Source organism: Roseibium sp. MB-4 (genome assembly GCF_053005265.1).
In genome coordinates this window covers 2,320,332-2,339,325 of sequence record NZ_JBRKQB010000001.1, presented here as the reverse complement: position 1 = coordinate 2,339,325, position 18,994 = coordinate 2,320,332, and the positions used below count along the sequence as shown (strand labels likewise).

Annotated in this window: 13 protein-coding genes; 8 read left to right on the top strand and 5 right to left on the bottom strand. The window is 56.2% G+C overall.

From position 1 onward, the window contains the following. Positions 1-52: 52 nt before the first annotated feature. From ACVDG4_RS10825 to ACVDG4_RS10805, 5 genes are all read left to right on the top strand, one after another. Entirely contained in the window at positions 53-1,441 is a 1,389-nt protein-coding gene (locus ACVDG4_RS10825) for a glutamine synthetase family protein (RefSeq protein ID WP_133948556.1), read from the top strand. 186 nt (positions 1,442-1,627) lie between these two features. Beyond that, positions 1,628-2,707 (top strand): polyamine ABC transporter substrate-binding protein, encoded by a 1,080-nt coding sequence (locus tag ACVDG4_RS10820; RefSeq protein ID WP_371932323.1) that lies wholly within the window; start codon positions 1,628-1,630, stop codon positions 2,705-2,707. Between the two features lie 77 nt (positions 2,708-2,784). Next, complete coding sequence (locus ACVDG4_RS10815; protein WP_447235040.1) at positions 2,785-3,942, top strand: ABC transporter ATP-binding protein; 1,158 nt, start codon at positions 2,785-2,787, stop codon at positions 3,940-3,942. Between the two features lie 10 nt (positions 3,943-3,952). Further along, positions 3,953-4,876 carry an ABC transporter permease subunit gene (locus tag ACVDG4_RS10810; RefSeq protein WP_447235039.1) on the top strand — a complete coding sequence of 308 codons (924 nt, stop codon included), beginning with the start codon at positions 3,953-3,955 and terminating at the stop codon, positions 4,874-4,876. Then, on the top strand, positions 4,873-5,697 hold the full coding sequence (locus ACVDG4_RS10805) for an ABC transporter permease (protein ID WP_133948550.1): 825 nt from the start codon (positions 4,873-4,875) through the stop codon (positions 5,695-5,697). The genes ACVDG4_RS10810 and ACVDG4_RS10805 overlap by 4 nt, the downstream gene beginning before the upstream one ends. 3 nt (positions 5,698-5,700) lie before the next feature. On the opposite strand, the gene ACVDG4_RS10800 is transcribed toward ACVDG4_RS10805, so the two are convergent. After that, on the bottom strand, positions 5,701-5,943 hold the full coding sequence (locus ACVDG4_RS10800; RefSeq protein WP_055670357.1) for a DUF6460 domain-containing protein: 243 nt from the start codon (positions 5,941-5,943) through the stop codon (positions 5,701-5,703). 251 nt (positions 5,944-6,194) lie between these two features. On the opposite strand from ACVDG4_RS10800, the gene ACVDG4_RS10795 reads away from it, so the two are divergent. Together ACVDG4_RS10795 and ACVDG4_RS10790 are read left to right on the top strand one after the other, a co-directional pair. Next, positions 6,195-6,890 (top strand): CoA transferase subunit A, encoded by a 696-nt coding sequence (locus ACVDG4_RS10795; protein ID WP_008190021.1) that lies wholly within the window; start codon positions 6,195-6,197, stop codon positions 6,888-6,890. A gap of 21 nt (positions 6,891-6,911) precedes the next feature. Then, on the top strand, positions 6,912-7,538 hold the full coding sequence (locus ACVDG4_RS10790) for a CoA transferase subunit B (RefSeq protein ID WP_133948546.1): 627 nt from the start codon (positions 6,912-6,914) through the stop codon (positions 7,536-7,538). A 149-nt stretch (positions 7,539-7,687) separates the two neighbouring features. On the opposite strand, the gene ftsH is transcribed toward ACVDG4_RS10790, so the two are convergent. Both ftsH and ACVDG4_RS10780 read right to left on the bottom strand, forming a co-directional pair. Then, positions 7,688-9,514, bottom strand: a complete 1,827-nt coding sequence (ftsH, locus tag ACVDG4_RS10785; RefSeq protein WP_447235038.1) for an ATP-dependent zinc metalloprotease FtsH — start codon at positions 9,512-9,514, stop codon at positions 7,688-7,690. A 140-nt stretch (positions 9,515-9,654) separates the two neighbouring features. Then, a complete protein-coding gene (locus ACVDG4_RS10780) occupies positions 9,655-11,277 on the bottom strand; it encodes a thiamine pyrophosphate-binding protein (RefSeq protein ID WP_447235037.1) in 1,623 nt (540 codons plus the stop codon). A 335-nt stretch (positions 11,278-11,612) separates the two neighbouring features. Here ACVDG4_RS10780 and ACVDG4_RS10775 point away from each other — a divergent pair, with 335 nt between their 5' ends. Continuing rightward, positions 11,613-12,644, top strand: coding sequence for a Fe(3+) ABC transporter substrate-binding protein (locus ACVDG4_RS10775; protein ID WP_208326700.1), 1,032 nt, complete (start codon positions 11,613-11,615; stop codon positions 12,642-12,644). A gap of 158 nt (positions 12,645-12,802) precedes the next feature. Here the strand turns inward: ACVDG4_RS10775 and ACVDG4_RS10770 are convergent, their stop codons facing one another. Together ACVDG4_RS10770 and ACVDG4_RS10765 are read right to left on the bottom strand one after the other, a co-directional pair. Then, positions 12,803-14,452 carry an ABC transporter permease gene (locus ACVDG4_RS10770; RefSeq protein WP_447235036.1) on the bottom strand — a complete coding sequence of 550 codons (1,650 nt, stop codon included), beginning with the start codon at positions 14,450-14,452 and terminating at the stop codon, positions 12,803-12,805. 241 nt (positions 14,453-14,693) lie between these two features. After that, positions 14,694-18,938: a PAS domain-containing sensor histidine kinase gene (locus ACVDG4_RS10765; protein ID WP_447235035.1), complete on the bottom strand. Its 4,245-nt coding sequence runs from the start codon at positions 18,936-18,938 to the stop codon at positions 14,694-14,696. Positions 18,939-18,994: the final 56 nt, after the last annotated feature.

Below are 18,994 nucleotides of genomic sequence, written 5' to 3'. Positions count from 1 at the left end.
ATAAGCTGGTGGTCCAAAGAACCAACAAGGCCAGCAGAAACACAGGACGTAAATGAACGAACTTCCTCACCAGATTCTGGAACATCCGGCGGAGCCCGGTTGGAAGTCGGCTTTCGAAGCCTTTTTGGAAGAACATCCAGACTTGGATACACTCGAAGTAGTTCTGCCGGATACGAACGGGGTTCTACGCGGAAAATGGCTGCCCGGAAAAGCGCTGGCGAAAGTCTTCGAAGGCGGTGTCGCGTTTCCTTATTCCCTGTTCGGTCTGGACGTGTGGGGCCGGGAAGTCGAAGCGACCGGTATGCACCTGGAAACTGGCGACAAGGATGGCGTGTGTTGGCCAATCCCGGAATCTCTAAAGCTCGTCCCGTGGGCGGATCGGAAGACCGCTCAGGTGCTCTTGTCGATGTACGACCGTGATGGTGAACCTTTCCTCGCTGATCCGCGGCATGTGCTTGAAAACACCGTGGCGCAGATGAAGGAAGAGTTCGGCGTCACAGCCACATGTGCCTTTGAGCTGGAATTTTATCTTTTCGAGGAGAGTGACGGGGATTGGACCGAGCAGCCAAAGCCCCTGTTCTCGACCCATCTCGGTCCGGCGCGGCAAAACATGTATGCGCTGTCTGATCTGGAAGCGTTGCTGCCTGTTGTTGATGACCTGCGCAAGGCATGTGAGGCGCAAGGCATTCCGGCAGACGCTGCTGTGTCGGAGGCCGCACCTGGACAGTTTGAATTGAACTTGCATCATCGAAACAACCCGCTTTTGGCTGCCGATGATGTCGTGCTGCTTCGTCGTCTTGTTGCCGGTGTTGCGCGAAAACATGAGCTTAAAGCGTCCTTTATGGCCAAGCCGTTTGTGGAATGGCCCGGCAATGGCATGCATGTTCACGTCTCTATGGAAGATGACAACGGCAACTTGTTTGCAGATCCGGAACATGGCCGCGAGAGGCTCGGATATGCGATCAATGGCTTGTTGAAGACGATGCCGGAAGCTCTGTTGCTCTTCATTTCAACATTCAACGGGTTCCGGCGCATGCAACCGGGATCTTACGCTCCGGCATCAATCTGCTGGGGGTTTGACAACCGCTCTGTGGCTCTACGGGTTCCCGCTTCTTCTCCAGAGGCCGCACGCGTGGAGCACCGGATTGCAGGTGCGGATGCCAATCCATATCTGGTTCTCACCGGGATCCTTGCAGGCATGATGGAGGGGCTGCGTCTGAAGAAAGATCCACCAGCGGCAGTAACGGGCAATGCGTATGAAAAGCGCAAAAAACGCCTGACGCCTTGGATGGACGAAGCCATTGATGCGTTTGAGGCTTCCAAATTGATGAAGAAGGCGGTCGGTCCTGAAATGCACAAAGTGCTGACGGAAATCAAACGAGAAGAATTGAACGAGTTCGGCCGTGAAATTTCCTCACTCGAACGACAGACATATCTGTAAGCAAACCGGAAAACGAACATAAGCTAAGCAGGCTTGCCCAAAATCGACTCTGGACAAAAATACCGTGCGTGGCAAAGTTCGCGTCAAACCAAAGGGAACCGCAAACGGTTACCGCCGTTTGCAAAAAGATGACGGTCAACGTCCTCCGAAACAAAACAGGGGAACATGAATATGAAACTCAAGACTATGCTTCTCGCCGTAACTTCACTCAGTGTGCTGGGTGGGGCGGCATTGGCTCAAGATCGCACGGTCAATGTCTACAACTGGTCCGACTATATCGATGAGTCGATCTTGGAAGACTTCACCAAGGAAACCGGCATCAACGTTGTCTACGACGTGTTTGACTCCAACGAAGTGCTTGAGACCAAGCTTCTGGCTGGAGGTACCGGGTATGATGTTGTGGTCCCGACCGGCACGTTCCTGTCGCGCCAAATCCAGGCAGGCGTCTTCGACAAACTCGACAAATCCAAGTTGAGCAATATCGGAAACATGTGGTCGGATATCGAAGCGCGGGTTGCCAAATACGACCCGGATAACGCCTATTCTATCAACTACATGTGGGGCACAACTGGCCTTGGATACAATGTCGAGAAGGTAAAGGCTGCACTTGGCGAAGACGCACCGGTTGACAGCTGGGACCTGTTGTTCAAGCCGGAAAATGCTGCAAAACTCCAAGAATGCGGTATCCATGTTCTTGATGCGCCGACCGAATTGTTCCCGGCTGCGCTGAACTACCTTGGACTGGACCCGGACAGCAAGGACACCGGCGAAATTGAAAAAGCGACTGAGCTTTTGAAATCGGTCCGGCCCTACGTCCAAAAGTTCCATTCCTCGGAGTACATCAACGCGCTTGCAAATGGTGACATCTGCCTGGCAGTCGGTTGGTCTGGCGACGTTCTGCAGGCCCGTGACCGTGCAGCAGAGGCCGACAATGGCGTAACCGTGGAATACGCCATTCCGAAAGAAGGCGCACTGATGTGGTTCGACCAGATGGCGATCCCAGCAGACGCTAAAAACAAAGAGGAAGCGCATGAATTCCTGAACTACATCATGCGCCCGGATGTGATGGCGAAGGCCTCGAACTACGTCTATTACGCAAACGGCAACAAAGCCTCTCAAGAAATGCTGAATGACGATGTCATCGGTGATCCGGCGATTTATCCGCCGGCAGAAGCTGTCGAAAACCTCTACACCGTGACGTCCTACCCGCCGAAGGTGAACCGCGTTGTGACACGGTCCTGGACCTCTGTGAAAAGCGGACAGTAACCCAAGACAACCACCGGACCGCATTTGCTGTCCGGTGGACTTTTTGTGTCTTAGTTCTTCGTGGGGTGGGGGCTACCTTGGCTAAAAAGACGATCGGACCAGTGCGCCGCGAATTTGTTCCCTGGGAAGATCCAGAACAAAAGCCGTTTATCGAATTTCGCAATGTTACCAAGAAGTTTGGTAACTTTATCGCGGTCAACAATCTCTCACTCAAGATCTACAAGCGGGAGTTTTTTGCACTCCTTGGAGGATCCGGCTGCGGCAAAACCACGTTGATGCGCATGCTCGCCGGGTTCGAGACGCCCACCTCCGGTGAGATCTTTCTCGATGGCCAGGATTTGTCTGGCATTCCGCCTTTCCGGCGGCCGTCCAATATGATGTTCCAGTCCTATGCGCTTTTCCCGCATATGAGCGTTGAGAAGAACATTGCGTTCGGCCTGGAGCAGGACAATCTACCGAAATCGGAAATTGATGATCGGGTCGCCGAAATGCTGCGGCTGACCAAGCTTGAGCAATTCGCCAAGCGCAAGCCTCACCAGTTGTCCGGCGGTCAGCGGCAACGTGTTGCTCTGGCTCGGTCTCTCGCAAAACGCCCTAAGGTCTTACTGCTCGATGAACCACTGGGCGCGCTGGATCGCAAGCTGCGCGAAGAAACGCAGTTTGAGCTCATGGCGCTGCAGGAAGATTTGAAAATGACCTTCTTGATCGTAACGCACGATCAGGAAGAAGCAATGACGGTCGCCGACCGGATCGCTGTCATGGATCGCGGTGAACTTGTTCAGGTGGCAACACCCTCGGAGATTTATGAAGCGCCGAACTCCAAGTTTGTTGCCGACTTTATCGGCGATGTGAACTTGATCGAGGCGAAGGTTCTGGAGAAGGCCGATAACGGGACGCGTATGCAGGCGGTTGTTGGCGACTTTGCCATTGATACGGAGCAGACAACGGCTGCTTCTGTCGGAGATACAGTCTGGTATGCCATTCGACCCGAAAAGGTTCGAGTTGCGCAGGGGCAGCCAGAAGGTTCGGTAACCAATCAGATTGGTGGGATCGTTTGGGACATCGCCTATCTTGGCGACGTTTCCATCTTCCATGCGAAGGTTGGTGAAGACGATCACGACATTTTACGTGCCACCAAGGCCAACATCTCGCGCATGGTCGAAAACCCGATCACATGGGATGAAAATGTTGTCCTGACATTTGACCGGGACGCCGGTGTAATCCTGACTGGATGAGGAGGGCGGCATGAGCAAAGCGGCATCTAAATCCAAACGGGGTCTCGGCGGCTGGGGATTAATTGCAGTTCCTTATTTCTGGCTGCTGATTTTCTTCCTCGCGCCGTTTCTGATCGTCTTCAAGATTTCCCTCTCGCAGGTCGCGGTTGCGATCCCGCCTTATTTTCCAACGTTCGATTTGGCTGAAGGTTGGCAGGCTTTTCGGGAAGGACTTGGCGAGCTCTCCCTGGAGAACTATGTCTGGCTGACGGAAGATGCCCTTTACTGGAAGTCTTACGTCTCCTCGGTTTACATTGCCGCGGTTTCCACATTCATGACCCTCCTGATCGGTTACCCGATCGCTTACGGTATGGCGCGGAGCCCGGAAGCTTGGCGGCCGACCCTTTTGATGCTGGTGATCCTGCCGTTTTGGACCAGCTTCCTCATTCGCGTCTACGCCTGGATCGGCATTCTCAAAAACGAGGGCCTTCTCAATCAGTTCCTTATGATGCTGGGCCTGATTGACGAGCCGCTGGTGATCCTAAACACCAATGTCGCGGTCTATATCGGCATCGTTTACTCCTACCTGCCGTTCCTCGTGCTGCCGCTTTACGCTAGCCTTGAAAAGCTGGATGGCAGTCTGTTGGAAGCCGCAGAAGACCTCGGCTGCCCGCCATGGAAAGCCTTCTGGAAGATCACCGTTCCCTTATCGCTTCCAGGTGTAATCGCAGGCTGTTTCCTTGTGTTCATTCCAGCGGTTGGCGAGTTCGTCATCCCAGACCTTCTCGGCGGATCGGAAACCCTAATGATCGGCAAGACGCTGTGGGTGGAGTTCTTTAACAACCGCGATTGGCCGGTATCTTCTGCAGTCGCAGTGATCCTCTTGCTGATCCTCGTGATTCCGATCGTTCTTTTCCAGAACCAGCAACAAAAAATGGCGGAGAAGAACCAATGACTCGCGGCCCTTCCTGGTTCAACGTGACGTCGATCGTCCTCGGCTTTTCGTTCCTATATCTGCCAATTGTGCTTCTGGTCATCTATTCGTTCAACGAAAGCCGGCTGGTGACGGTCTGGGGCGGTTTTTCCACCAAGTGGTATGTGGAACTCCTCCAGAACGATCAGCTGCTGGATGCGGCGTGGGTGACGCTGCGTGTTGCCTTTGTTTCGGCATCTGTCGCGACGGTGCTCGGCACAATGGCCGCATTGGTCTTGGTGCGTTCAGGGCGGTTTATGGGGCGCTCCATGTTTTCGGGCATGATCTTCGCCCCGCTTGTTATGCCGGAGGTGATCCTCGGGTTGTCGCTGCTGCTTCTGTTTGTGGCGATGGATCAGGCGCGCGGGTTTTGGACAGTGATCATAGCGCACACCACGTTTGCCATGTGCTACGTGGCTGTGGTCGTGCAGTCGCGGTTGGTCGGGTTCGACAAATCCGTTGAAGAGGCAGCTGAAGATCTCGGGTGCCCGCCGGTCAAAACGTTCTTCCTAATCACGCTGCCGATCATCCTGCCCGGTGTCATTGCAGGTTGGATGCTGGCATTCACCCTGTCCCTGGATGATCTCGTCATTGCGAGCTTCACCACAGGGCCTGGTGCAACCACCTTGCCGATGAAAATCTATTCCCAGGTCCGCCTTGGTGTTACGCCGGAAATCAATGCGGTCTGTACGATCCTGGTCGTGCTTGTCTCGATCGGTGTGATTGCAGCGTCCATTGCCACCAAGCGGCAGCAGGTGCAGCGGGAACGGGATGAACGGGCAGCGTTCGGCGCGGACGGCTGAGTTTTATGCGCGCGGAGGGCGGAATAGGTAAATCACAAGCCAAACCGGCACCACGATAAACGCGCCGAGAATCATATTCGGGATCGCCCAGTCCCGGAACTCCAGCATGTAAATCCACAATTGGATTGGGCTGAGACCGACGGAGCCGAGCACATCTTCCGCTGTGATGTTGATGAACGATAATCCGGCGCCGACCAGCAGCGAAATCACCGCAATCTTAAAGAGGGTCGACAGGAATTGGTACAAGGCTCCAGAGTCTTTCGTCGGTAATCTTCGTTTGACCGTTAAGGAATTACATACCATATCCGGATCAGCACAAAACCATATCCATGGGTCAAGATGCTGTTCGCATACGACAAACCGCAAACAGGGTAAACCTTGCGATCTGAATGAAGGTTCATGTTTTTCGCTGCAACGCATCATTGCCCCTTGACCGAAGGAAAACTTGCAGCGAATGTGCCGCCGACGTGCGTTACGACACCAAACGGGAGTGAAAAATGAACAAAGTCTACCCGGACGCAAAGGCTGCCCTGGAGGGCCTGACCTTTGACGGAATGACTGTGATGGCCGGTGGCTTCGGCCTTTGCGGGATTCCGGAGAACCTTATTGTGGCTCTGCGGGAATCCGGCGCCCAAAACATCACCGCGATCTCGAACAATGCCGGCGTGGATGATTTCGGTCTGGGCTTGTTGCTGCAAACCCGCCAGATCAAGAAAATGGTGTCGTCCTATGTGGGCGAGAACGCAACCTTCGAAAAGCAGTACCTCAACGGCGAGCTGGAGCTCGAGTTCAACCCGCAAGGTACACTTGCCGAGCGGATCCGCGCTGGCGGTGCAGGCATTCCGGGTTTCTACACCAAGACCGGTGTGGGCACGTTGATTGCCGACGGCAAGGAGCACAAAGACTTCAACGGCGAGACCTACATCATGGAGACCGGTCTTGTGTCCGATGTTTCCCTGGTTAAAGCCTGGAAGGCCGACAAGGAAGGCAACCTGATCTACCGGAAGACCGCGCGGAATTTCAATCCGATGATGGCGACTGCCGGCAAAACCACTGTTGTGGAAGTGGAGGAGCTGGTTGAAGTCGGTGAACTCGACGCGGACAACATCCACACCGCCGGTATCTTTGTCGACCGCATCATTGTCGGCAGCCATGAGAAGCGCATCGAAAAGCGCACCACCCGCGAAGCCTGATCGAGTTGAGGAGATAAAAACATGGCCTGGACACGTGACGATATGGCCGCGCGCGCGGCAAAAGAACTTCACGACGGCTTTTACGTCAATCTCGGTATCGGCATTCCGACACTGGTTTCCAACTACATTCCGGATGGCATGCATGTCACCCTACAGTCGGAAAACGGCATGCTCGGCATGGGGCCGTTCCCGACCGATGATGAGGTTGATGCCGATCTAATCAACGCCGGCAAGCAGACAATCACCGAATTGCCGCAGACGAGCTATTTCTCCTCTGCCGACAGCTTTGGCATGATCCGCGGCGGTCACATTGATCTGTCGATCCTTGGCGCGATGGAAGTCTCCCAGAACGGCGATCTCGCCAACTGGATGATCCCGGGCAAGATGGTCAAGGGCATGGGCGGTGCAATGGATCTTGTCGCCGGCGTCAAGCGCGTCGTCGTCATCATGGACCACACTTCCAAGGCAGGCGATCCGAAGCTGCTGAAAGAGTGTACCTTGCCGCTCACCGGTGTGCGCTGCGTTGACCGGGTCATCACCGGCCTCGGCGTCTTCGACATCACGCCGCACGGCCTGACGGTCGTCGAACTGGCGCCGGATGTTTCCCTGGACGAAGTCAAATCCAAGACCGAAGCGAACGTCGTCTGAGTATCGGAAACTGATGGTTTCGTATCTGCCGTCCCGGCCTCCGAGCCGGGACCTCGGGCATTGACGAGGCCCCGGTTCAAGTCCGGGGCGGCAGATGTGAAAGTCAAAGATCTGGAAAACGCCCGCAGTTTGCGGGCGTTTTTGTTTGTTCACTCCGCCGCTGCGGCGGGGTTGCGCTCGGCGATGGGACGGATGGCCGGGAAGTCCTGATCGGTCAGGGTTTCCTTGGTCAATAGCAACTCCGCACCGGCATCTAGCTCGGACCGGTGATCGTTCAGGATTGCTTTTGCTCTTGCGAAGGCCGCCTCCACCCGGGCGCGGATTGCCAAATCAATCTCCCGCTGGGTTTCTTCTGAAACATCCGCCCTGTCCGGCACAGGCTGGCCAAGAAAATTCTGCTGCGGGCTTGCGTAAACCCGGTTCCCGAGTCCGCCTTCCATGCCGTAGCGCATCACCATGTCCCGGGCCACTTCGGTGACTTTTTGAAGGTCGTCCGACGCCCCGGTCGATATCTCGTTGAAGATGATTTCTTCTGCCGCACGCCCGCCCATTAAAACAGCCATCCGGTTTTCCAGGTCCTGCGTTGACAGTAGGAACCGGTCTTCGGTCGGCCGCTGCATGGTGTAACCGAGCGCGCCGATGCCCCGCGGGATGATCGAGATCTTGTGTACTGGATCGCAGCCTTCAAGATTGGCGGCAACAAGCGCATGGCCCATCTCATGGAAGGCGACTGTCTTGCGTTCTTTTTCGGACAGAACCCGGCTGCGTTTTTCAAGCCCTGCAATCACGCGTTCGATGGCCTCGTTGAAGTCTTTCAGGGTAACGGCATCCGCATTTCGGCGGGTCGCGAGCAGGGCGGCTTCATTGATCAAGGTTGCAAGATCGGCTCCAGAGAAGCCGGCTGTCAATTGGGCGACCTGATCAAGGTCCGTGTCCTGCGCGAGTTGGATCTTCTTGACATGGACATCAAGGATGGCCCGCCGCCCGCTTTTGTCGGGGCGATCCACCAGCACTTGCCGGTCGAACCGGCCGGCACGCAGCAGTGCCTGATCCAGGATCTCCGGCCGGTTGGTCGCTGCCAGCAGAATGATGCCGCTGGAGGGATCAAACCCGTCCAATTCGGTCAGGAGCTGATTGAGGGTTTGTTCTTTTTCGTCGTTGGTGCCCATGGCACCACTCGACCGCGCACGCCCCAGTGCATCGAGTTCGTCGATGAATATGATGGCAGGGGCCGCCTTACGCGCTTGTTCAAACAGATCCCGGACACGGGCCGCGCCAACCCCAACAAACATCTCGACAAACTCGGACCCTGAAATTGAGAAGAACGGAACACCTGCTTCACCGGCCACTGCTCGGGCAAGCAACGTCTTGCCGGTACCCGGAGGCCCCACCAGAAGAATGCCCTTTGGCACGTGCGCGCCAAGCCGGCCGTAGGACTTCGGGTCTTTCAGGAAATCGACGATCTCCTTCAGTTCCCGCTTGGCCTCATCAACCCCGGCGACATTTTCAAAGCTGACCTCAACGTCGGTCTCCACATAGACTTTCGCCTTGGACTTGCCGACGGTCATCATCCCGCCAATGCCCTGTTTTTCGGCGAATTTCCGGATGAAGAACATCCAAAGGCCAAAGAGCAGCAACACCGGCAACACCCAGGAGAGAATGTCCCGTATGAGCGTGCTCTCGATCACGCCCGTGAACTTCACATCGTATTTCGTGAGTTCTTCAGCGAGCGGCAGTTCCACGCGGGTCGTCACAAAATACTGTTTGCCATCCTTCAAAGGCTCCTTGAATTTGCCTTGAATGGTGTTTTCCTTGACGGAAATCTCCTCAATTTTCTTGTCCTTGAGGTACTGTTCGAACTGGCTGTAAGGGATCTCTTCAATGGTCTTATAGGCCGTCCACCAGCTCTGAAAGGTCAGCACCAGCATCATTGCGATGAAGGCGTACCAAAGATTGATCTGGTGCTTCTTCTCCATGGGAAGGGAGTCCTCTAATCGTTGAATTTGACGATGCCCATTGGTGGGTTTCGGCACAAAGGTGTCAAGCCGGTTGGCCGTCCTGTTGTCCGCCAACCGGCTTGATGCCCAAGTATCTTTTGCCTGAAATGGATGTGCAATCAGATGCGCATACGGGGCACGTCATGCGGGTCAAGCCGCAACTCGATCAGGACTGGTCCCTTGCGGTTTTCCAATGCATTCAGCGCTGTTTGAAGCTCGTCATCCGACCGGACTTCAACGCCCGTTCCGCCAAGCGAAGTCGCGACCTCGGCGAAGGACGGCCACTGGAATGTCGTAAGGCTTGGGTCCATTTGACGATCGAGGAACTGGATGTGTTCAGCGCCATAGGCAGAGTCGTTTGCCACGATGATGATAAGGTCCAGCCCGAGGCGAACGGCCGTGTTGAATTCGTTGATGCCGCCCATCATGAAGCCGCCATCGCCGGTAAACAGCACAACCGGCCGGTCGGGAGCCGCGACCCCTGCACCAATGGCTTCCTGAAGGCCAAGGCCAATGGAACCGAAATTGGCCGTGTTCACGAAACTCTTCGGATCCGGGGCGGAGATGCGGCACCAGACTTCTGTCATGAAACGCCCGCCATCGGTCACAAGTATGCGGTCTTCTGGAAGCGCCTCTTCAAACCGCTCCAGGGCGCCGACATAATTGACGAAGCCGTCTGCCGTTGTTTTCTTATCCACCGGATGGGCGGTCAGCGAAGCGGTGTCGAGTTCGCGGGTGAAACCGCTCGCCGGAATTTCTGCCTCGTTAAGCCAATACAAGATCGTTTCGGCGGTCAAACCAGCATCTGCAAGAAGCGCAGCGTCCGGGTGAAGCGCGCCGCCGATGGCGGTGGGTTCGACATCCACCTGAACAATCCGCTTGTCTTTCATCAGCTTGCCGCGGTCCGTCGTGAAGTCGTGGAGGCCGGTGCCGAAACAGACAATGCAGTCTGTTTGTGCAATCAGATCGTAGGCTGCCGGCGTTGAGAGTGTTCCGAAGATATCGATGTTGTGGGGATGGTCCTTGAAGAGGCCCTTCGCTTTCAAGGTCGTTGCAAGCGGGGCTTCCAGCCGGTCGGCAAGTTTGATCAATTGGTTCCGTGCATCAATGGCCCCACCGCCGGCGAGGATCATTGGACGGCGTGCCGATGCGATCATGCCAATCGCCTCATCCAGAATGCCGCCTTCGGCAACACCGCCCGGAGCGGTGAAGACGTCCAGGATGTGCTTTTCATAAGCAGCTTCCTGCCACATGAAATCTGCCGGCATGTTCAAGACGATCGGACGGCGTTCCACCTGAGCGCGGTAGAAGGCCCGCGCGACATCCTTGGCGACCGTCTCCGGTGTGCGCAGCTGCTCAAAACCTGCGCCCGTTGCCTTGATTAGTTCGCGCTGGTCAATGCCTTGCAAGTGCCGAGGATTCTCAGCAGGCGTGTCCCCGGCAAACAAAACGATTGGTAAGTGGCCGCGGACACCTTCCGTGATCGCAGTAAGACAATTCGTAAGCGCGGGGCCGTGCGTTACCGTTGCAATACCAACGGATCCGCTCACATGGGTGTAGGCGAGTGCCATGAGAACCGAACTGCCTTCGTGAGCAGCTGGAACGAAGCGGCCACCGCAATCCCGCACAAAGCTGTCGACCATGAATAGATTGGCATCGCCCATCAGGCCGAACATGGTCTCAACTCCATGATCTTTGATCGCTCTGGCAATGGATTGATAGACGTGCAGCTTTGTCGTCACCGGTCGTACTCCTCATGAAATATCAGCTTACTCATAAACGATTTGTTCTGCGGGAACCGTGCATTTGAGGACACTGATCGGGGTAATGTGCATTCTTCGTGCATATTAGGGCGTAGGGCGCGGGAAACATGCGCTAGGCACCTGTGCAGTCATTTGCTCCTGCTGGCAAACCGGAAGCGAGGGAGAGGTGCCCGGTAGATCCTTCAAACCTGGTTTCAACGCGGAATTCAAAAACTGGAATGTTAGGTTCCGATTTTACTTGACCCAGCCTCAGATTTCTATACTTGAGAGCGCAGGTCATGTTTTGTCCTAACGAAATAACAGGGAGTGCCCAAATGCCTTCATTCCGTTCAACAGTATCCCGCGCCGGTCTGGCTGCTGCGTTGTTGATCGCATCATCCCCGCTTGCCTTGGCGACCGGTGAGCTGAACCTCTATTCTTCGCGTCATTACGATACAGACGAGCGTCTGTACTCTGATTTCGAAGAACAGAGCGGCATCAAGATCAACCGCATCGAAGGTAAAGCGGATGAACTGCTGACCCGCATGGAAGCCGAGGGCCAAAACAGCCCGGCCGACATTCTTTTGACTGTCGACACGTCACGACTTGAGCGTGCGAAGGGCATGGGCCTTCTTCAGTCCGTCGAGTCTCCTGTTCTGGAACAGCGCCTGCCGGGTTATGTGCAGGACGATGACAATCAGTGGTTCGGCTTCTCTCAGCGCGCGCGCATCATCTTCTACGACAAGGAGAAAGTTGCTGAGCCGCCGCGGACCTATCAGGATCTGGCAGATCCGAAATACAAAGGCATGATCTGTATCCGCTCATCGTCCAACGTTTACACGCAGACCATCACGGCCGCTCTGATTGAGCACCTGGGTGAAGAAGCCGTGAAAGACTGGGCAACAGCAGTTGTGGGCAACTTTGCCCGCGATCCGCAAGGCGGCGACACTGATCAGCTGCGCGGCATTGTGTCCGGTGAGTGCGCGATCGCCATGTCCAACACCTATTACTTCGGCCGTGCGCTTCGCAAGCCGGTCAAGGGTCTGTCTGACGATGTTGCGAAAATCGGCTGGGTCTTCCCGAACCAGGACACGATCGGTGCGCACATGAACTTGTCCGGTGGCGGTGTTGCCAAGCACGCCCCGAACAAGGAGAACGCCATCAAGTTCCTCGAGTATCTGGCATCTGATCAGGCACAGCAGTACTTCTCTGCCGGTAACGACGAGTATCCAGCTGTCCCGGGCGTTGGCATCAGCCCGTCTGTTGCTCAGCTTGGTTTCTTCAAGCCGGATGATGTGGATGCATCTGCAATCGCAGAAAACGTCCCCGCGGCTCAGAAGCTCCTCAACGAAGCTGGCTGGAAGTAACTGGTTCGCTAGCACAAAGCAGAACACTCCAAAAGCCCCCTTCGCGCAGTCGCGCGGAGGGGTTTTCTGTTAACTGCAAGGGAGAGACGGATGGCCTTCGTGGTTCCCGATCATAGCGCTTGAAACAAGCGTGCGGGCGAACATGGAAACAGAGAAGACTAGACCGCTGTGGGCCGGCTTGATTGGCGGCCCGGGCGCCTAGCCAGTGCTTTACAAAGCAGAATGACAGGGAGCAATCCGACAGCAACGATCACCAGCGACGGCACCGCGGCACCTGACAAGCGCTCATCGGATGCCAGCCTATAGGCCTGAACGGCAAGCGTGTCGAAGTTGAAGGGCCGCATGATGAGGGTCGCGGGCAGCTCCTTCATCACATCCACAAAAACGATCAGCATTGCTGTGAAGACAGTCGGTCGCAGAATTGGGAAGTGGACGCTCCAGAGCATGGTCATCGGAGACCGTCCAAGCGTCCGGGCAACGGCATCGGTCGTCGGGTGTATCGTTGACAGTCCGGCTTCGACCGTGTTGAGGGCCGCGGCCATGAAGCGGACCATATAGGCCATGACGAGCACAGTGATCGTGCCAGTGAACAAGAGTCCGGTCGATAGGTCGAACCAGTTGCGCATCAAACCGTCGATGCCATTGTCCAATGCGGCAAACGGAACAAGCAGGCCGACAGCAATGACGCCCCCGGGAACCGCATAGCCAATCCGGCTGACATGCGCGGCTGAAAGCGAGAGCCTGCCGGGATTAAGGCGCAGGTTGAACGCCACCAGCATGGCCGCAAGAACTGTAACGACAGAGGCAACACCGGCCAAAATGATCGAGTTTGCTATGAAACCGATGTATCTGCTGGAAAACAGGTCCTGCTCGGAGGCGAAGCTCATTTCGAACAGGAGCACCAATGGCAATATGAAACCGAAAAACACTGGCGCACCGCAAGCGGTCATAGCTCCAATTTTTGCCCAGCCAGTCAGCTGCGTTGGTGGCACGCGTTCGATCCGTTTGCCGGCGTTATGGTGTTTCGAAGCGCCGCGCTGCATTCGTTCCAGGATCGCGATGAACAAGGCGAATGTCAGCAGACACAGCGCCAATTGCGCTGCGCCTCCGCGGTCTGCAAGGGAAAACCAACTCGTATAGATGCCGGTCGCAAACGTCTGAATCCCGAAATAGCTGACGGTTCCGAAGTCGGCTATGGTCTCCATCACTGCCAAAAGCACGCCGCCGGCGATTGCCGGACGTGCCATCGGCAGGGAAACAGTCCAGAAGGCGCCCCACGGGCCGCGGCCAAGGGACCGGGCTGCGAGCGTCGCGGTTGCGGATTCCTGTAAGAAGGCTGTGCGGGCCAAGAGATAGACATAAGGATAGAGCACCAGGGTCAGCATCAGCGCCGCCCCTTCTACGCTCCTAATTTCCGGGAACCAGTAGTCCCGCGGTCCCCATCCGGTGACATCGCGCAACAAGGTCTGGACCGCGCCTGGATGATCCAGAAAGTCGGTATAGGCATAGCCCATGACATAGGCCGGAAAGGCGAAGGGAAGGGCCAGTGAGATCTCAAAGAAGCGAACCCCTGGAAACCGTGTCATGGTCACAAGCCAGGCCGTGCCAGTCCCGATGATTGCGGTAAAGATGGCCACGAGCACCATAAGGGCAAGTGTGGTCAGCGTGTAACGAAGCAGCACGGTGTCGATCAGGTGAGACAGGGTATCGAAGGAGCCGAGCGCCGCTGCAATTGCGACCGCAACCATCGGCAACAGGCACATTGCTCCGATGACAATTGTGCAGATGATCAGCGTTCGGCTGCCCATGGCAGACCGTGTTCTGAACCACTTCGTCGCCGACAAACTGAAGCTGAATGTGGAACTGGACAGGATCTAACCTCAGCCGGAAAGCTATTTCGTTACGTGAACCTGGCCAACCTTTTCGGGAATGCCGGTTCACGCAGCATTGGTTTCTAGGAGCCGAAGCCTCTCACGATGCCAATACCCGTGGTGTTAACTGGCAAATAAGAGCCAAAAGGTCAAGTTATGCTTAGGCCCCTTGGGCGTGTCATTCTGACAGCACCCGTTCGGTCGGAAATGTGATCTCGACCAGCGTCCCCTGATCCGGCGTGGAATCAATATGGAACTGAGCCCGGTTGGCTTCCGCCAATGCCTTGGTCAATGGCAAGCCCAAGCCGGTACCGCCGCCACGGCGGGCCGTATGAACCTGGCGGAACGGTTCCAACGCAGCGGCGAGTTGCTTTGGGTTCATCCCCGAACCGGTGTCACGGACACGGATGGAGACTTCGCCATTTGGTTCCAGTGTGGTCGACAAAATCACTTGTCCACCGGACTTGTTGTACTTGATCCCGTTGGAAAGCAGGTTCAACACGATCTGACGCAAGGAACGCGGATCGGCCACAATATTCGGCACCGCATCCGGCAGGCTGGCCCGAATGATGACCCGTTCCCGGTTCGCTTGCGGCTGCATGAGTGCCACGCACTCATTGATGATGTCGTTGGCGGAAACGGCTGAGAATTTAAGATCCTGTTTGCCGGCCTCGATCTTGGAAAGATCCAGAAGATCATTGATCAGGCTCATGATATGTGAGCCCGAAGTCCGAATGTCCTTCAGGTAGTCCTTGTAACGGTCGTTGCCGATCGGGCCGAAGCGTTCTTCCATCATGACTTCGGAGAAGCCAATAATGGCGTTGAGTGGCGTCCGGATTTCGTGGCTGATCTTGGCTAGAAAGTCGGATTTCTGGGAGCTGGCGTTTTCGGCCTGACGCTTGGCTTGCGTGAGCTCTTCTTCCGCGGTTTTCCATTGAGTGATGTCACGCAGGACCACGCAGAATTTTGTGTCGTCCTTGTCGCCGATCCGGCCCATTGTCATGAACAGCGGGATCAGACCTCCAGTTGGCACTTTGCCCAAGACTTCCCGGCCATCATTCAAAATGCTGGCAACGCCGTTGCGCGCCAGGCCGTCGAGATAATCTTCGGCGGAACGGTGGCTCTCCGGTGCCAGGAACTCAATGAACGGAGAACCAATCATCTCGCCGCGGCTCGCGCTAAATAGGGCTTCCGCGGATCCGTTGACCTTCAAGATCGTGCCATGCTCATCCAGCACAAGAACGCCGTCGGTGGCCGTTTCGAGGATGGTTTCCATCTCGGAAATTTGCGTCCGGGCGCCGTCCAGTTCGCTGCGGACTTCCTTGAAGAAATTGGGCGCTGTTCCTTCTGAAGCCGCCGGTGCAGGCTTGTTGGTCCGTTCGGTGATCGAAATCATGAGCCCGCGGCTTCCGTTCCAAGGTACGGAATGCATGTGGGCATCTACCGAGCGTACGCCGCCATCCGCGAGCCTGACTTTCATGGTCTCGTCGACTTCGCCTTCCATGCCGTCGGCATCGGGGAGGTCTTCGGCTTCGTCAATGAAAAGCGCTTCCAGGCCGCCTGCTTCACTCAATTCACGGATCGATCGGTATCCCAAGATGCTCAGGAGTGCCTTGTTCGCATAAAGGACGTCCCGGTCATGTGCGATGGCGATACCGATTGGCAGCCTATCCAAAAGGCTCGGATCAATTGGTCCAGCTTCAGGCACCTCCGGCGGCAGGTCGGGCAGATCATCTTCGCGATTATCAGCTTCATCCGCATCCGGTTCATCCCAGCCTTCCAGGTCCCCTTCCAGCCGGGCACCAAGCGCTTCTGCGATCTTCCGGAACGCCTGACGTTCCGGGCGCGAGAGGCCGGATGTATCAACCGGGACAACACGCGGGTTGACCGTTGCAAGCGGGATCACATTGTCGGAAGAAGGCTCTGGCTTGAGAATGTCGGCCGTATCGGTCGCCTGTAGATCTTCCTCAAACTCGGCCGCGAGTTCTTCAGCTTCAAAGGCGGCGGTTTCTTCAAAAAATTCGCGCTCTTCGTTTTCTTCCAGATCAGTGCTCAAGAGGCCGGCATCGAAGGTCGCTTCGTCTGCTTCATCGACTTCGGCAACAGCCTCAACATCTGCCACATCATCGACAGCCTCTTCGAGGTTGTTGCCGTCGGCGGCGACCGTTTCTTCAGCCGTATCTTCCTCATCTTCTGGGTTTGTCGCCGAGATTTCCGTTTCAGCCTCCGCAAAGAGATCTTGTTCCGCTGCGGGTTTGCGTTCTTTCTTGAATGACTTTTGAAGCGAGCGGACAGCTGTTTCGATCTCTGAGGCGTCGAGCGGGGCTGGCCCTGAAATACCTGAAGGTTCTGGCGCATCGTTAGATGCTTTGGCGGTCGTCGCGTCCCAAGCTGTCTCTACTTCTTCATTCTGCGGCAGATCTGCGATCTCTGGTTCCTGCGCGTCCGCACTGCTTGATTTGACCGCTTCTGACAGGGTATTCGCACCGGCCTCGTCAGCTACTTTCTCAATGTCGCTGTCGATTTCCGGCGTTTCCAGGTCGAGATCATTGCCGGACACACCCTGTTGGAGCGCTGCGTCCATTTTCATGGCAGCCTCAAGAGGCGAGTTCTGCTCCTCTGCAGTATCATCAATGGTCGTTTGTTCGTCCGGCAATGGCTCTTCCGATGGGCTCGCACACTGGCCGACTGCTTCTTCTGCCATTCCCGGTGTATTTTGTTCGGAAGAGCTTTTCGGTGTGGGGTCCGAGAAACGTGACAGAGAGCCAACCAACGCTGCCGCGCTCGCACCAATTGCCATCTTTCCGGCCAAGGCGTCCGGTTGCTTGGGCTTCAGGTCTTCTGCAGCGGGGACCGGTGAGACTTTGGTCTCTGAGCCCTCGGCTTCTTCGACCGGACGCCCTTCATTGACATCATGATGAACATCAACCGGCTCAGACTCATTTGATGCGTGAGTGTCTTCAGCTTCTTCGTCAGCCTCTGAGTGCCCGCCTTCCAACTGCTCATCAAACGCTGCCATTGCCGGGCTGAGCGCTGCGATCCGTGCGCCGGGTTTGGCATCAGCCGCTCGGCAAACACCGAACCCGCGGTAGCCTTCGAAAGTCCGGTTCCGATCAAAAGCCGGAAGCGCCGCCATATCAACGGGGACGCGCAGGGCAGCGTCTGTGACTGGCCAGTCTACTGTTTTGCCGCTCCATGTGTCACGGCGGTCAAGCGCTCTTGCGATGCTTCCACGTGGGTCGAGATCAAACCGGTTGGCAACTTCGGCCCAGGTCAGTCCAACAATATCCGAGCTGGCTGGTCCGACCACGTTGGCAAATTCATCAGAGAGGAACGTGAAACGCTGGTTGATGTCCATCTTCCAAGCAAAACGGACTGGGCGCCGGCCAGGCTGGAACACAAAGTCAGATTCATGTTCCGCGGCTGGGACGATCTCTGGATCATTGGCACTGGCGTCGAGATCTTCGGAAGCCTCCAACGCCTGCGGGCTGTCTATCAAGGCAGTGTCATCTGCATTATCTGCAGGTTTTTGTTCCCGGTCGTCCCCATCTGCGGGTGACTGGGCAGCCTCGGCTTGGTCAGCAGAGACCTCTGTGGCCAACTCAAGGCTGTCTCGTAGTTCCGCAGTTGCCTCTTCGGGATCTGCCACGGCCAAGGAAGGCAGCGCTTCTGCAGCTTCCTCGAGTACATCGGCGCGAGCCCACACAGATCCTGCTGGGTCAGCCGGGACATCAACTTCATCTGAAGGCATGTTGAAGGGCGCTGCATCAACTTCTGGCTCTTCAACCTCCGGTGCCTCGATCGACTCATTGTCCAACGTGATCAGTTTCCGGTCCTTGGAGAGCTGAAAAAGCGCGCCTTCGTGCAGTGAGCAGTTCAGTTCAATTGGACCAAACACCGCGTGATGTCCGTCCAGCGGAGCCATATCCTCTGGGGTGCCGGTCAAAGATCCATAGTTCGCGGAGACAATGCCTCTGTCCGTGACGAAGACAGTCACGTCGCTGTTGCTCACAAGCTGAGCGAAGCTCACGACCGGGTCTTTCGTCGTCGAGAAGCCTTTGTCAGCGCATATGATGAGGGCTGCCGCCGATCCGTCCTCAAGAACGACCTTTTTACACTGACAGGTGAGGAGCATCACGCGCAGGCCACGATAGAAGCGCAGCCGGTCGATGCTGAACCGATCTTCAAATCCGGAGGCTGCAATACGCGCAATATGCGGGCGGGCCGGGGAGCGCTCGAGCGAATTCAGGTTCGCTAATGCAGAAACGGAGTCTGCTGAGAAGAATGCTGCACCAGCGGCGTTCGCCCACAAGACCCGCCCTCCGTCAGCGGACCATAACCAGGCAGCGCGCCGATCCGCCACAAGCTCGACCAGGTCGGTCATGCCTGTCAGGTCAAGAAAGGTACGGGTCTGATGGTCCATGCTCTGCTCCAAAGGATCAAGTGGCACCGGGCGCACGACGCAATAACCCAGCATTT

Excerpts from the sequence above, each read along its gene's own strand:
- ACVDG4_RS10825 (WP_133948556.1), top strand. The coding sequence starts at position 53 with ATGAACGAACTTCCTCACCAGATTCTGGAACATCCGGCGGAGCCCGGT.
- ACVDG4_RS10810 (WP_447235039.1), top strand. The coding sequence starts at position 3,953 with ATGAGCAAAGCGGCATCTAAATCCAAACGGGGTCTCGGCGGCTGGGGA.
- ACVDG4_RS10775 (WP_208326700.1), top strand. The coding sequence starts at position 11,613 with ATGCCTTCATTCCGTTCAACAGTATCCCGCGCCGGTCTGGCTGCTGCG.
- ACVDG4_RS10795 (WP_008190021.1), top strand. The coding sequence starts at position 6,195 with ATGAACAAAGTCTACCCGGACGCAAAGGCTGCCCTGGAGGGCCTGACC.
- ftsH (WP_447235038.1), bottom strand. The coding sequence starts at position 9,514 with ATGGAGAAGAAGCACCAGATCAATCTTTGGTACGCCTTCATCGCAATG.
- ACVDG4_RS10765 (WP_447235035.1), bottom strand. The coding sequence starts at position 18,938 with ATGGACCATCAGACCCGTACCTTTCTTGACCTGACAGGCATGACCGAC.
- ACVDG4_RS10790 (WP_133948546.1), top strand. The coding sequence starts at position 6,912 with ATGGCCTGGACACGTGACGATATGGCCGCGCGCGCGGCAAAAGAACTT.
- ACVDG4_RS10770 (WP_447235036.1), bottom strand. The coding sequence starts at position 14,452 with ATGGGCAGCCGAACGCTGATCATCTGCACAATTGTCATCGGAGCAATG.
- ACVDG4_RS10820 (WP_371932323.1), top strand. The coding sequence starts at position 1,628 with ATGCTTCTCGCCGTAACTTCACTCAGTGTGCTGGGTGGGGCGGCATTG.
- ACVDG4_RS10805 (WP_133948550.1), top strand. The coding sequence starts at position 4,873 with ATGACTCGCGGCCCTTCCTGGTTCAACGTGACGTCGATCGTCCTCGGC.